The following is a 12,788-nucleotide window of genomic DNA, read 5'->3' as shown; positions in this document are numbered from 1 at the left end:
GGACGGGAAGGGGGTGGGTGGGAAGGCTGACGGCTGACAGCTTACCGCTGTCTACCACAGGCCACGAGCTACAGACCACTAACTACAACCGTTTTTTCGCCGGGCGCCCAACTTTTACCCTACACCTTTGCCCACGGGGCATCAAGGTTGGAAAGCTCTACCGCCCTCCCGGGGAGAGCAGTACCATAAAGCACCTAAAGGTTGGACGCACCCCCGGTGCAGCCCGTGTGCAAGGGCGGCAGAATCCCCTTTCACCCAGGGCACCTTTAGGCGAAGGGAGCCTGGAATGGGTCTCGAGCCTTCGTTCCAGGCTCCGAGGAGGGCCAGAATGAACATTTACAAACTGGTAGGCCGCAACGTCGAAGTCTCCGATGCCCTCAAGAGTTACCTGGACAAGAAGCTCGAGCGCCTCGACCGCTACATGAACGGCATCGTCGATGCCAAGGTCGTCCTCTCGATGGCGAGTGCCCCGCGCGTGGAGAACCGCGCCAAGTGCGAGATCCAGATCAACGTGCCCAAGGGCATCGTGCGGGTGGAGGAGTCCGACCCCGACATGTACGCGGCCATTGACAAGAGCATCGACCGGCTGGAAACCCAGCTCAAGCGGTACAAAGAGCGCCACTTCAACGGCTACCACACCGCCCGCCGCCAGGCGGCCCTCAACGCGACCCCCCCGGCTGCGGTGGTCGAGTCCGAGGAGGAAGAAGCCGCCCCGCAGATCGTGCGGGTCAAGCGCTTCGCGGTCAAGCCCATGGACCCCGAGGACGCCGCCGTCCAGATGGAAGCCCTGGGCCACGACTTCTTCGTCTTCCGCAACGCCGAGACCGAGGAGTTCGCCGTCATCTACCGCCGCCGCGACGGCAACTACGGCCTGATCGAGCCCTCTTGATGGACACCGAACGCCAATAGCCGGATGCTAAACGCGGGACGCGGGACGCGGGGCGTACGGCCCACGCCCCGCGTCCCGCGTCGTACGTCCTACGTCGTGCGCGAGAGGCCAAACGCCTTTTGGCCCTAGACCCCCGGCCCTCGACGAATCACTGGCCCCCGAACCTTCAGGCTCGCGCCTCTGCGGAACCCGTCCCCCAACCTCAGTAGTACCTCGAGGGGTCCACCTGCACGCCGTTGTCGTTGGCGACGGCGAACCACAGGGTGTCGGGGGGGATGAGGGGGGCGCCGCCGGTGTAGCCGATGCGCTGGCCCTTGCTCACCTGCTGGCCCTTCTGCACCAGGGGCTCCTGCAGGCCGATGTAGAAGCTCGTGACGTTGCCGTGGGCGATGATGATCCACCAGCCGGTGTTGCTGACGGGGTACTCGTCGAGCACGATGCCGCTGGCGGCCGAGACCACGGGGCTGTACTCGCCGGGGCCCTGGATGACCTGATAGGTGCCCTGGGTGCCGAAGGGGGCCACGATCCGGCCGCCGGGCACGGGGAATTGCAGCGTCCCCACGACGACGCTGGGGATGATGGCGACGGGTTCGGGCTCGGGAGGGGGGCGGGAGGCGTTCTGCTGTGCGGCGAGCTGCTGGCGACGGCGCTCGGCGGCCTCGCGCTCCCGCTGCCTGCGGGCTTCCTCCTCGCGCCGGCGGCGTTCTTCGGCCAGGCGGCGCTGCTCCTTGGTGATGGCGGCGACGACGCTGTTGAGCTGGCTCTGGAGCTCGTTGCGGGCGAGCAGCGACTCGCGCAGCAGCACCTTACGCCCCTCGGCCTGCTGCCGCAGGGCAGTGATGGTGCTCTGGAGCTGGGCGCGGCTGTCGGTGAGCTGGTTGATCTTGATCTGGCGGTCGGCCTGCTTGGCGTTGAGGTCGCGCACCAGCAGGACCAGGCGCTCCCGCTGGCCGTTGAGCTGCTCGAGCACGCGGTTGATGCGCTCGATGAGGTCGGTCTGCTGGTTGCCCAAGTAGCCCACCCAGTTGGCCCGCACCGAGAGGTCGGTGAAGCTCTGGGCCTGCAGCAGGGGCAGGTAGCGCCCGGCCTGCTCGCGGTAGAGGCTGTTGACGAGCGCGGCCAGGCGCTTCTTGAGGTCGGCGAGCCGGGCCTCGTTCTGCGCGATCTCGGCCTCGGTCTCGCGCACCTGCTGCTGCAGGAGGTTGATCTGGCGGCCCAGGTCGGCTTTTTCCTTCTCCAGCCGCCGGATCTCGGCCTCGAGGGCGCGCAGGTCCCTCAGGCGCTGGGCGGTGAGCGCGTCGAGGTTGGCGAGCTCGCGGTTGAGCTTGTCGATGCGCTGCTGGGTGGCCTTCTGCTGCTGGAGGGTCTGCTGGCGCTGGCGCTCGAGCTCGCTGAGGTCCTGCGAGAAGACGCTGGTGGAGAGCAGCGCGCACAGCGCGGCGAGCAGCAAGCCCCAGACGCCGCGCGGGATGCCGGTGTGCCTCATAAGTCGCTCTCCTTGAGATTAGCACGGCTGGAGAGGTAGGCCCCGCCCGTGCCCAGCACCGCCGCCAGCAGCACCAGCGCGCCCCCGGCCATCAGCATGTCGTTGAGGCCGAGCACCGGCAGGAAGGGCAGCAGTTGCTGCAGGGCCGAGGCCAGAAAGCGGTAGGCCAGCAGCCCCAGCCCCAGCGCCACCAGCGAGGCCAGCAGGGTCAGGAACAGCCCCTCCACCACGAAGGGCCCCTGGATGAAGCGCCGGGTCGCGCCCACGAGCTGCATCACCCGCAGCTCCTCGCGCCGGTTCTCGATGGACAGCCGGATGGTGCCCATCACGCTGAAGAGGGTGTCGAGCAGCAGCAGCCCGATCAAAAGCAGCGCGGCGAAGCGCACCCCGCCCAGCACCCGCAGCAGTTGCTCGGTGATCTCCCCGCCGTAGGTGGTGCTCTCGATGCCCTCCAGCCGCTCGATCTTGCGCGCGGTGTCGCGCACCTGGTTGGGGTTCTTGAGCACCACCCGCAGGGTGTCGGGGAGGGGGTTGTCGATGAGCTCGCGCGCCTGCGAGAGGTAGGGGTAGGAGAGCTGGAGCTGGGCCAGGGCCTCCTCCTTGCTCACGACGCGCACCTCGAGCACCTCCTCGAAGGCCGCGATCTGGTCGCGCAGGGCGCCGGCGTCAGCGGCGGGTTTGAGGAAAGCCGCGATCTCGACCTCGCGCTCGAGCGAACTGACCACTTTGCCCAGGTTCCACAGCACCAGGCCCAGCAGGAACAGCAGGGTGAACGACACCAGCGAGGTGGTGAAGGTGGCGAGGGTGCTGGTCAGGTGGTGGCGCAGGGCACGCAGCGCTTGAGAGATGGCGTACACGCCCCCTAGTCTAAAGGCCCGCGCGCCGAATGCGTGAGCCAGGGCGGGCTTGGCTGAACGGAGGGTTCAGGCCAGCCGCCCCACGGCGCCGATCAGGGCCTGCGGGCTCTCGCAGAGCAGGCTGGCCCCGTGCAGGATGAGCTCCTCGCGGCTGCCGTAGCCCCACAGCGCCCCGATGGAGGCCATCCCATGAGCCCGGGCCGCGGCCACGTCGAACTCCCGGTCCCCGATCATCACCGCCTGGGCGGGCTTCAGGCCGCACTCGTGCAGGATCCGCCCGATGAGCGCGGCCTTGGGCTCGGAGAGGTCGGGGGGCATCACGCCGTAGACGGCCCCGAAGTAGGGGCGCAGCCCGAAGTGCCCCAGCATGTCCTCGGCGAAGACCCGGCGCTTGGAGGTCGCCACGACCAGGGTGTAGCGGCCGGCCAGCTCCTCCAGCGCGGCCTCGACCCCCGCGTACACCGCCGCGCGGTACTTGCCCGCGGCGTCGTAGCAGCGCCGGTAGACCTCCACGGCCTCGGCCACGCGCGCCTCGCCCACCAGCGCACGCCAGGAGTGCTCGAGCGGCGGCCCGATGAAGCGGCGCAGCTCCGCGTCGGGCCGGTCGGGGAGGCCGAAGTGCTCGAGGGTGCGGCGGAAACAGCCCAGGATGCCGGGCTCGCTGTCGAGGAGGGTGCCGTCGAGGTCGAAGAGGAGGGTGGTGAGCGTCACCCCGTCATCTTAGGGCCGCACGTCGCCGGGTGGGCCCTTTCATACCGGCTTCACAAAGATCCGCTTCAAATCCGTCAGGGGTACATCTTCGTGAAGCCCAGGGCACCCCCTTCGGCCGGGGTGCATAGCCTCCCGATGGGAGACGATCCACCCAAACCGGGTATCAAACCACCTTGCCCGGGTTGAGCAGGCCCTGCGGGTCGAAGAGCCGCTTGAGCTGCCGCATCCACTCCAGCGCCGCCCCGTGCTCGCGGGCGAGGTACTTCTTCTTGCGCAGGCCCACGCCGTGCTCGCCGGTGCAGGTGCCGCCGAGCTCGAGCGCCTTCTCCACCAGCCGCGCCGCGAAGGCCTCGGCCTTGGGGTAGTCCTGCTCGCCCGTGGCGACGAGGGTGTGGAAGTTGCCGTCGCCCACGTGCCCCACGATGCTCCCGCCCAGGCCCATTTCCCGCAGCAGGCGCTGGGAGTGCCGCACCAGCTCGGGCATGCGGGAGATGGGCACGGCCGTGTCGGTGATCATGAAGCTGTGGCCGGGGTATTGGGCGACCAAGGCCCAGTAGAGCTGGTGGCGGGCCTCCCACTGCGCGGTGCGCTCCTCGGAGGTCCGGGCGGCGTCCACGGCGATCGCCCCGGCCTCGCGCACGAGCTCGAGCGCCGTCCGCGACTCGGCCTCGAGCGCCTCGCGGGTCGAGGAGTGGAACTCCACGAAGAGGGCGGGCTTCTCGGGGTAGTCGCGCTGGAGGTAGCGGTTGATGGCGCCCAGGCCCAGCTCGTCGAGCAGCTCGAGCCGCGCGGCGGGGAGCCCGGAGGCCATGAGGGCGTAGGCGGCGTCGGCGGCGGCCTCGAGGCCCTCGAAGAAAACCCGCAGGGTGTGGACGTGGACGGGCAGCGGGTGCAGCCGTAGGGTGAGCCGGGTGATCACCCCCAGCGTGCCCTCCGAGCCGATGAAGAGGTCCTTGAGGTCGTAGCCCGCGCTGGTCTTGCGCACGGCCCGCCCCAGCTCGAGCACCTCCCCGCCCGCCAGCACCACCTGCAACGCCAGCACGTTGTGGCGCATCCCGCCGTAGCGCACCGTGGTCGTGCCCGAGGCGTTGGTGGCCGCCATGCCGCCCAGCGAGGCGTTGGCGCCGGGGTCCACGGGGAAGAACAGCCCCGTGCCCTTGAGCGCGGCGTTGAGCTGCTCGCGGGTCACGCCCGGCTCGACCACCGCCACGAAGTCCTCCGGCCGCACCTCCAGCACCCGGTTCATGCGCGAGAGGTCGAGGCTGACGGCCACCCCCTGCGGCAGCACGTGGCCCTCGAGGCTCGTCCCCGTGCCGAAGGGGATCACCGCCGAGCCACTCTCCCGCGCCCAGGCCAGGGTCTGGATCACGTCCTCGAGGCCTTGCGCGTACACCACCGCCTGCGGCAGCGACCGCACGGGATAGGCCTCGTCCTTGCCGTGGGTCTCGAGGTCGGTGGGCGAGGTGCTGACCTTTTCGCCCAGCGCGGCTTTGAGGCTGTCGAGCATGGCTCGAGTTTACCTGCTGGGGGCGCGGGGGAGGGGAGCGGGAAGGCGTCAGCTTGTGGCTGGTTAACCCCTCGACGCCCCTCCCCGCCGGCGTCAAGGACCGGGGGCCAAGGCGTTTTGCGTCTTGCGTACGACGTACGACGCAGGACGTACGACCCGCTATCGGCTATCAGCTATCAGCTATCGCCCCCCTCGCCTTCCACGCCTCGAGCAACTCCGCCTCCCGCTCCCGGCTGATCCCCGCCACCTTGACCTCGGGCAGGCTCTTCAGCCAGGCCAGGGTGTCCCGGACGGTCTCGAGCACGCTGCGGTACTTCAGGCCCGCCTGCTGGCTGCGCCCGGTGGGGGTGCGGGAGAGGCCGTCGCCGGGGATCCAGGCGGGGAGGTCGGCCCAGGGGCGCACGCCCTGCTGCTGGAGGAAGCCGGCGTCCACCCAGACGGGCTCGAAGGCGTTGCCGGTGGCCTGGGCCAGGGCCGATTGCAGCTCGGCGAGGGTGAAGTGCGGGCGGGCGCCGTTGTAGGTGCCGGGGGTGTTCTGCTCGAGCAGGTGCAGGACGAAGGCGGCGAGGTCGCGGGCGTCGATGAACTGCATGGCGTCTTCGGGCGGGGCGGGGAAGAGCATCTCGCCGCCCTGCGCGGCCCGCCAGGGCCAGTAGGAGAAGCGCCCGGTGTGGTCGTGGGGCCCGACCACCAGGTGCGGGCGCACCACGGTGGCCTGCTCGCCGTAGGCCTCGCGCACCACGTCCTCGCAGACGGCCTTGAGCCCGCCGTAGGCCTGCGGGGTCATCTCCTCGGTCTCGGGGTTCTCCACCTGCTGCACGGGGCCGTCCTCGCCGGTGCGGCTGGGGTCGGCGTACACCGAGACCGTCGAGATGAACAGGTAACGGCCCACCCGGCCTTTGAGCAGCGACGTGCTCTGGCGCACCTCGCGGGGGAAGTAGCCGTTGACGTCGATCACCGCGTCCCAGGTGCCCTGCTCGAGCGCCCCCAGCTCGCCCGCCCGGCGGTCGCCGATGAGCTTGTGCGCCCGCGGGAAGAGGTGGGGGTTGGTCTTGCCCCGGCTGAAGGTGCTCACCGCGTCGTCCCGCTCCAGAGCCGCCTCCACGATGTAGCGCCCCACGAACTGCCCGCCGCCCAACACGAGGATGTTCATGGCTCCGATTGTGTGGGCTGTGAACTCCAGGCGAAACCCCCGTTTTCCAGGTGATGCCCTCTCCACGGCCCGCGAAGCCTGCGCTCCGGCCTATGGGGGTCCGATTAGGCGATCCTGAGCGGAGGGCCAAGCCTGTTGGTGATGAATTCCCCATGTTCGGGTCATTCCTTCGGCTACGCTAAGTGCAGCGATGGGCCGGGGCTCCTGCCCGCCCACCTACCCCAAGCCGCCGGTCGGGGACACCCCAGGAGCGTGTAACCCTGCCGTGCCTATACGGTCTCCTACTGCCATGATGCGCGACGCCTCCATCCTCCTTCCTACCCGCCCGCAAGAGGCCCTCCCCGACCTTCTCGCCCAGGCCCAGCGCAGCCTGCTGCAAAACGACCCGCTGCGGGCCCTGCGCTACGCCCAGCGGGCCGAGCACCTCGCCCGCCGCAGCGACAGCCGCCCCCAGTGGGCCAGGGCACAACTGCTGTGGGGCATCGGCTGCCTGCAGCTCGAGCAGCCCGAGATCGCCGTCCTGGTTCTGACAGGGGCCCTGGCGACCTACCGCTTCCTGGGCGACCCCGACGGCGAGTGGTACACCCTGCGGCTGATCGCTCGAGGCTGGGAACTCATGCACGACCTCGAGCAGGCCGAGCTCACCCGCCGAGCGGCCGCGGCCCTGGAACTCTCGGATGGGGCGAAGGGCCTCGAGGCCTGGCCGGACTTGCCCGAGGCTTAGCCTGTTGTCGCGACGGGAGGGGTGGCGTGAGGCCACCCCCTCGCCTGTTCGGGTCGCTTTGACACTTCGCCCCGGGGATTGTCAAGATTAAATGTGACTTTATGCCGTCTGGAACGGGTTATTCTCGCTTGACAGCTCCGATTGGCTGTTGCAGGCTGAGGTATGGAGCGTCGCAGGACCGAAGTTTGGGAGGACGTCGAAGTTCACCTCGAGCTGGCGCTGGAATTCGACCCCGAGCGGCTCCAGAAGGAATACCCGGGCCTGGGCCTGGTGCTGGCCGAACTCCTGGTCGGGCCGCCGCGCCGTTGGCGCGACCCGGCCGAACTGATGCCCTACGCGGGCCTGAAAAGCCTCGAGGCCCGCCTCGAGCGCCTGCGCTTCAACCCGCTCGAGACCCGCCGCCTGGGCCAGGCGCTCGACCGGCTGTTCACCGCGCTCGAGTTCGAGATCGTCGGGCAGAAGGTCATCTCGATCCCGCTGCCGCCCAACGTCGAAACACCCGAGGGGTGGCGGGCGAGGAGCGGGGTGTGGTTGTGCCACTTGCCGCTGGCGTCGTGAGTTGGGCGGCGAGTGCCGAACGCCGATAGCCGAACGCCGAACGCGGGTCGTGCGTCGTACGTCCTACGTCATACGCCGATAGCTGATAGCCGATAGCCGAACGCGAGACGCGAGACGCAAAACGCAAGACGCGAGACGCGGGTCGTACGTCGTACGTCCTACGCCGGACGCGAGACGACTTGTTCCCCCCTTAGCAAGGGGGGCTGGGGGGGATAAGCCCTCCCCGCACTCGGGGAGGGGTTCCCTTCATCACGGGCTACAAGGCACGAGCCTTTTGGGTTCCGCTGACGGCTTCTTTCTCACTCCGCCGGGTTGAGAATCCCCTCGATCTGTTCCACGGCCTCTGGCGGAAGGTCTACCCCGGCGGCGCCGAGGCTTTCCTCGATCTGTTCGGGTTTGGTGGCGCCGGTGATGGCGCTGCTGACGCCTTTCTGGCGCAGGACCCAGGCTAGGGCGAGCTGGGTGCGGGTGAGGCCTAAGGAGTCGGCGACCTTTTTTAGGGCCTTGACCTTCTTGCGGTTTTCCTCGGTGACGAAGCGGCTGGCGAACTGGGGGTAGCGCTCGAAGCGGCTGCCTTTGGGGATGCCCTTGTCGTAGCGGCCGGTGAGCATGCCCTGGGCCAGGGGGCTCCAGACCACCGCGCCCATGCCGTAGCGCTCGGTCTCGGGCAGGATCTCCTTCTCGAAGCGCTCTCGAGCCAGCATCGAGTACTGCGGTTGCTCGACCACGGGCGGGTGCCAGCCCCCGGCCTTGGCGACCTGCACCGCCTCGACGATGCGGGCGGCCGGCCACTCGGAGGTGCCCCAGTAGAGGATCAGGCCGCGGTCGATGAGGCTGCTCATGCTCGAGACGACCTCCTCCATGGGCGTCTCGGGGTCGTGGCGGTGGCAGAAGTAGAGGTCGATGTAGTCGGTGCCCATGCGCCTCAGGCTGCGGCCGATACTCTCGTGGATGTGCTTGCGCGAGAGGCCGCGGTCGTTGACGTCGTCGGACATGGGCCAGAAGAGCTTCGTCGAGAGCACCAGCGTGTGGCGCGGGAAGTCGGCGAGGGCTTGGCTCATCGTCTCCTCGCCCAGGCCCTTGGCGTAGGCGTCGGCGTTGTCGAAGAAGTTCACGCCGCCGTCGTAGGCCAGCTTCACGATCTGCTTGATGGCCTTGCGGTCCTTGACCGCGTCGCCGTAGGTGGTCCAAGCGCCCAGCGAAATCTCCGATACCTTAATGCCCCACTTGCCGAGTTTGCGGTAGCGCATCGCCATAGGGTCACCTCGGGGGCAATCTACCCTTGCCCCAGCTCACCCGAATGTGAGCCCCAACCGTTCGGGCGCGGGCTCAGGGCTTGACGGGGTCGAGCACCAGGCCCTCGTCGAACTCGATCACGGCCGCCGGGGCCGTGAAGCCGTTGGTCTTGTGGGTGCCGTCGCAGAAGGGCTTGTTGCCCGAGCCTCCGCAGCGGCACAGCGAAACCCTCGGCTTCTCGACGACGCGCTCGCCCTCGGCGGTGCGGAAGACGTAGCGACCGCCGGTCTCGATGACGATGGGCCCGTTTTCCCTGAACTCGAGCTTCATGCCTACCAATTTAGCCAGCGACGCCACCGGCAGACTGTGGCCGGAATCAGGCCCAGCGGCTGCCCCACTCGCGCATGGCCTCGAAGATGGGGCCCAGGGCACGGCCTTTCTCGGTGAGGGCATACTCGACGCGGGGCGGGACCTCGGGGTAGACGGTGCGGGTGATGAGGCCGTGCTCCTCGAGCTCTTTGAGCCGCTCGGTGAGGGTCTTGGGGGAGACGTGCTCGAGGTTCTTCTTGAGCTCGTTGAAGCGCTTGGTGCCCATCAGCAGCTCGCGCACGATCAGGCTGGTCCAGCGGTTGCCGATGAGGTCGAGGGTGCGCTCGACGGCGCACTCCTTGCGGCAGGCGTCCATTCCGTACTTCACGGGTACTAAGTTACCACACGGTAACTACTTCCCAAAGTGAAGTGTTGCCTGCTAGCCTCATTTTCGGGGCCGTCAGCCTATTCCTTGCGCCGGCTCGTGCACGACTACCGGCATACCTGGACTGGAGGAACAACGTGAAAATCACCGTGTTGGGCGCTACCGGACGCACCGGCAAGCAATTGGTCGAACAGGCGCTGGCCGCGGGCCACGAGGTGCGGGCCTTCGTGCGCAACCCGGCCAAGCTGGGGCTGAGCCACCCGGGGCTCGAGGTGATCCAGGGCGAGCTCGACGACGTGGGGGCGCTCGAGCGGGCCCTCGCCGGGCAGGACGCGGTGCTCTCGGCGCTGGGCCCGGTGCGCGGCGGCCGCAAGGACCTGATGGAGCTGGCCGCGCGCAACGTGACGGCGGCGATGAAGAAGGCCGGGGTGCGCCGCCTGATCACCCTCACCGGGGCGGGCGTGGCCCAGCCGGGCGACGAGCCCAAGGCCTTCAACCGCCTGATGAGCTTTTTGCTGGGCGTTTTCGCGCGGGACGTGCAGCTCGACTCCACCCGCCACGCCGAGGTCGTGCGGGCTTCGGGCCTGGACTGGACCATCGTGCGCGTCCCGGTGCTCACCGACGGGCCCAAGACCGGCAAGTACCGCGTGGGGATGGTGGGCGTCAACTCGGGCTCGCGCATCAGCCGGGCCGACGCGGCGCACTTCATGCTCGAGCAGCTCGGCAGCAAGGAGCACGTGGGGCGTTCGCCCATGATCAGCTACTGACGCGGAGCGCCGGATGACCCGGACGCCCGGCGCCGGGCTGTGAGCGGGAACCTTTTCCCCGCGCCGCCCCGGCTCGAGACTTGGAGGAGCATGAGGATCGAAGTTTTCGCCGACATCGCCTGCCCCTGGTGCTACATCGGGGAGAAGCGCCTCGAGCAGGCCCTGCAGCAGCGCCCCGGCCTGGAGGTGGAGCTGGAGTGGAAGCCCTTTCAGCTCCAGCCGGGCATCCCGCCCGGGGGCTACCCTTGGGAAGAGTTCATGGCCCGCAAGTTCGGCGGGCTCGAGCGCATGCGCTCGGCCTTCGAGCAGGTGGCCCGTGCCGGGAGGGCGGAGGGGCTGGAGTTCAACTTCGACCGCGTGGCCCGCGCCATCAACACCGCCGACGGCCACCGCCTCATCCTGTGGGCGGCCCGCGCCGGCCGGCAGTGGCCGCTGGCCGAGGCGCTGTTCAGGGCTTACTTCACCGACGGCAAGAACCTCAACGACCCGGGGGACCTGCTCGAGGTGGTGGCCTCGGCGGGCCTGGACCGTGAGGCAGCCCGCGAGTTCCTCGCCGGCGGCGAGCTGCGCGACGCGGTGGAGGAGAGCCAGCGCCTCGCCGGGCGCTTCGGCGTTCAGGGCGTGCCCTTCTTCGTCTTCGACCGCAAGTACGCGCTTTCCGGGGCGCAGCCGGTGGAGGTGTTCTTGCAGGTGCTCGACCACGTCGCCCACGAACAGGTCACCGCCTCCTGAACGCCATTTGACGCCGGGCGAGGCGCGCCCGACAATACGGCCGATGTACGCGACCCGCCTGGCCTACGTGCACCTGAAGGTGCGGCACCTCGAGGCCGCCGTCACCTTCTACACCCGCTTCCTCGACCTCCAGCTCTCCGAGCGCTTCGACAAAACCTCGCTGCTGGCCTCCTCCGGCAGCGACGCCCACTTCGAGCTGGCCCTGACCGAGGGCGAACCCGCCGGACCCGCCACCCTGGGCTTCGCCGTGGCTTCTCCCCAGGACTTCGAAGCCGCCCGCAAGTTCGTGGAGCTCGAGGGCGTGCGCCACGCCCTCGAGGACCGCGGCATCGCCTGGGTGCTCAGCCTGCAAGACCCCGACGGCAACACCGTCGAACTCTTCCTCGACCGCCGCACCTCAGGCGGGGCAGCCTTCTGGAGGGGGGAAACGGCTCCGCTTCCCGGCGATGGCGGTAAGCGGTAAGCCCTCAGCCGTCAGCAATAGGCTAGTGGCTGCTCCACCCTGTCCCTCCCCGCACACGGGGAGGGTTTATCCCCCCCAGCCCCCCTTGCTAAGGGGGGTGACATGGCGTCTTGCGTTTGGCGTCTTGCGTCTTGCGTTTGGCGTCGTGCGTACGACGTAAGACGTCCGACCCGCATCAGACGTACGACCCGCATCAGACATCCGACCCGCGCCCAGCGCCCAGCGCCCGGCCCCCGACCACCGCCCCCCTCTAAACATCCCCTTCTCACCCCAGGCGTATACTTGTACCCGGTAAAAGGGGGAATAAAGTGCGCCGACTGCTGCGTCTTTTGGGTCGCCTGTTGCTTTTTGCCGTCGTCCTGGTGGTCCTGGCCGGAGGGGTGGGGTGGCTGTGGCTGCGCGGGGCCACGCTGCCCCAGCAGAGCGGGCGCCTGGCCCTGAAGGGGCTCATGGCTCCGGTGGAGGTGCTGCGCGAGCCCAGCGGGGTGGTGCACCTCAAGGCCCAGAGCGAGGAGGACCTGTTCTTCGCGCTGGGGGTGGTGCACGCCCAGGACCGGCTGTGGCAGATGGAGTTCCAGCGCCGGGTGGGGGCGGGGCGGCTGTCGGAGGTGGTGGGCGCGGCGACCCTCAGCCAGGACAAGTTCCTCAGGACCTGGGGCTTCTACCGCGCGGCCGAGCAGGGCTACGCCAGCCTCTCGCCGGAGGGCAAGGCCATCGTGGACGCCTACGTGGCCGGCATCAACGCCTACCTCCAGACCAACCCCCCGCTGCCCCTCGAGTACCGCCTGCTGGGCTTCCGCCCCGAGCCCTGGAAGCCCGCCGACGTGCTGGTGTGGGCCAAGATGATGGCCTACGACCTCTCCGGCAACTGGAGCGACGAGCTCCAGCGCTACCGGCTGCTGGCGAAAGGGGTCAAGCCCGAGCGCCTGGCCCAGCTCCTGCCGCCCTACCCGGCCGACGGCGTGACCATCGTCCAGGCCGCCGACCTGCCCCCCTTGCCCAAGCCTGCCC

15 protein-coding genes are annotated in these 12,788 nt (G+C 69.0%); 7 read left to right on the top strand and 8 right to left on the bottom strand.

Annotated elements, in window-relative coordinates; all coding sequences use genetic code 11:
* Window positions 1–328: 328 nt before the first annotated feature.
* Window positions 329–889 carry a ribosome hibernation-promoting factor, HPF/YfiA family gene (gene hpf / locus Mterra_RS13395; RefSeq protein WP_119315639.1) on the top strand — a complete coding sequence of 187 codons (561 nt, stop codon included), beginning with the start codon at window positions 329–331 and terminating at the stop codon, window positions 887–889.
* Window positions 890–1,091: 202 nt separating this feature from the next.
* On the opposite strand, the gene Mterra_RS13390 is transcribed toward hpf, so the two are convergent.
* The 5 genes from Mterra_RS13390 to Mterra_RS13370 form a co-directional block, all read right to left on the bottom strand.
* The gene (locus Mterra_RS13390) at window positions 1,092–2,375 is read right to left on the bottom strand and encodes a murein hydrolase activator EnvC family protein (RefSeq protein WP_119315638.1); all 1,284 of its coding nucleotides are present in this window, start codon (window positions 2,373–2,375) and stop codon (window positions 1,092–1,094) included.
* Window positions 2,372–3,232, bottom strand: coding sequence for a cell division protein FtsX (locus tag Mterra_RS13385; protein ID WP_119315637.1), 861 nt, complete (start codon window positions 3,230–3,232; stop codon window positions 2,372–2,374). The genes Mterra_RS13390 and Mterra_RS13385 overlap by 4 nt, the downstream gene beginning before the upstream one ends.
* 66 nt (window positions 3,233–3,298) lie before the next feature.
* On the bottom strand, window positions 3,299–3,943 hold the full coding sequence (locus Mterra_RS13380) for an HAD hydrolase-like protein (RefSeq protein WP_119315636.1): 645 nt from the start codon (window positions 3,941–3,943) through the stop codon (window positions 3,299–3,301).
* A gap of 163 nt (window positions 3,944–4,106) precedes the next feature.
* Window positions 4,107–5,450, bottom strand: a complete 1,344-nt coding sequence (locus Mterra_RS13375; RefSeq protein ID WP_119315635.1) for an FAD-binding oxidoreductase — start codon at window positions 5,448–5,450, stop codon at window positions 4,107–4,109.
* 169 nt (window positions 5,451–5,619) lie between these two features.
* On the bottom strand, window positions 5,620–6,603 hold the full coding sequence (locus Mterra_RS13370) for an NAD-dependent epimerase/dehydratase family protein (protein WP_119315634.1): 984 nt from the start codon (window positions 6,601–6,603) through the stop codon (window positions 5,620–5,622).
* Between the two features lie 289 nt (window positions 6,604–6,892).
* On the opposite strand from Mterra_RS13370, the gene Mterra_RS13365 reads away from it, so the two are divergent.
* Complete coding sequence (locus Mterra_RS13365) at window positions 6,893–7,327, top strand: hypothetical protein (protein ID WP_119315633.1); 435 nt, start codon at window positions 6,893–6,895, stop codon at window positions 7,325–7,327.
* Window positions 7,328–7,489: 162 nt separating this feature from the next.
* A complete protein-coding gene (locus Mterra_RS13360; RefSeq protein WP_119315632.1) occupies window positions 7,490–7,885 on the top strand; it encodes a hypothetical protein in 396 nt (131 codons plus the stop codon).
* A 299-nt stretch (window positions 7,886–8,184) separates the two neighbouring features.
* Here the strand turns inward: Mterra_RS13360 and Mterra_RS13355 are convergent, their stop codons facing one another.
* The 3 genes from Mterra_RS13355 to Mterra_RS13345 all read right to left on the bottom strand — a co-directional run bounded on the left by Mterra_RS13355 (window position 8,185) and on the right by Mterra_RS13345 (window position 9,818).
* Window positions 8,185–9,135, bottom strand: coding sequence for an aldo/keto reductase family protein (locus Mterra_RS13355; RefSeq protein ID WP_170159665.1), 951 nt, complete (start codon window positions 9,133–9,135; stop codon window positions 8,185–8,187).
* A 79-nt stretch (window positions 9,136–9,214) separates the two neighbouring features.
* Window positions 9,215–9,451, bottom strand: coding sequence for a CDGSH iron-sulfur domain-containing protein (locus Mterra_RS13350; protein ID WP_119315630.1), 237 nt, complete (start codon window positions 9,449–9,451; stop codon window positions 9,215–9,217).
* A 46-nt stretch (window positions 9,452–9,497) separates the two neighbouring features.
* Entirely contained in the window at window positions 9,498–9,818 is a 321-nt protein-coding gene (locus Mterra_RS13345; protein WP_275054571.1) for a winged helix-turn-helix transcriptional regulator, read from the bottom strand.
* Window positions 9,819–9,952: 134 nt separating this feature from the next.
* Between Mterra_RS13345 and Mterra_RS13340 the strand changes: the two genes are divergently transcribed.
* The 4 genes from Mterra_RS13340 to Mterra_RS13325 form a co-directional block, all read left to right on the top strand.
* Entirely contained in the window at window positions 9,953–10,582 is a 630-nt protein-coding gene (locus tag Mterra_RS13340) for an NAD(P)-dependent oxidoreductase (RefSeq protein WP_119315628.1), read from the top strand.
* 90 nt (window positions 10,583–10,672) lie between these two features.
* The gene (locus Mterra_RS13335; protein WP_119315627.1) at window positions 10,673–11,314 is read left to right on the top strand and encodes a DsbA family oxidoreductase; all 642 of its coding nucleotides are present in this window, start codon (window positions 10,673–10,675) and stop codon (window positions 11,312–11,314) included.
* Between the two features lie 43 nt (window positions 11,315–11,357).
* On the top strand, window positions 11,358–11,777 hold the full coding sequence (locus tag Mterra_RS13330) for a VOC family protein (RefSeq protein ID WP_119315626.1): 420 nt from the start codon (window positions 11,358–11,360) through the stop codon (window positions 11,775–11,777).
* Between the two features lie 308 nt (window positions 11,778–12,085).
* Window positions 12,086–12,788: penicillin acylase family protein (locus tag Mterra_RS13325; protein WP_147372782.1), on the top strand; the 703-nt coding region annotated here is incomplete at its 3' end.

Source organism: Calidithermus terrae, from assembly GCF_003574345.1.
Classification (GTDB): domain Bacteria; phylum Deinococcota; class Deinococci; order Deinococcales; family Thermaceae; genus Calidithermus; species Calidithermus chliarophilus.
Note: the sequence above shows the minus strand (reverse complement) of the source record. Positions and strands in the feature narration are given on the sequence as shown.

Bases quoted from the DNA above. Each gene is read 5' to 3' on its own strand.
- hpf (WP_119315639.1), top strand. From the start codon at position 329: ATGAACATTTACAAACTGGTAGGCCGCAACGTCGAAGTCTCCGATGCC.
- Mterra_RS13390 (WP_119315638.1), bottom strand. From the start codon at position 2,375: ATGAGGCACACCGGCATCCCGCGCGGCGTCTGGGGCTTGCTGCTCGCC.
- Mterra_RS13375 (WP_119315635.1), bottom strand. From the start codon at position 5,450: ATGCTCGACAGCCTCAAAGCCGCGCTGGGCGAAAAGGTCAGCACCTCG.
- Mterra_RS13370 (WP_119315634.1), bottom strand. From the start codon at position 6,603: ATGAACATCCTCGTGTTGGGCGGCGGGCAGTTCGTGGGGCGCTACATC.
- Mterra_RS13365 (WP_119315633.1), top strand. From the start codon at position 6,893: ATGATGCGCGACGCCTCCATCCTCCTTCCTACCCGCCCGCAAGAGGCC.
- Mterra_RS13360 (WP_119315632.1), top strand. From the start codon at position 7,490: ATGGAGCGTCGCAGGACCGAAGTTTGGGAGGACGTCGAAGTTCACCTC.
- Mterra_RS13355 (WP_170159665.1), bottom strand. From the start codon at position 9,135: ATGCGCTACCGCAAACTCGGCAAGTGGGGCATTAAGGTATCGGAGATT.
- Mterra_RS13350 (WP_119315630.1), bottom strand. From the start codon at position 9,451: ATGAAGCTCGAGTTCAGGGAAAACGGGCCCATCGTCATCGAGACCGGC.
- Mterra_RS13335 (WP_119315627.1), top strand. From the start codon at position 10,673: ATGAGGATCGAAGTTTTCGCCGACATCGCCTGCCCCTGGTGCTACATC.
- Mterra_RS13330 (WP_119315626.1), top strand. From the start codon at position 11,358: ATGTACGCGACCCGCCTGGCCTACGTGCACCTGAAGGTGCGGCACCTC.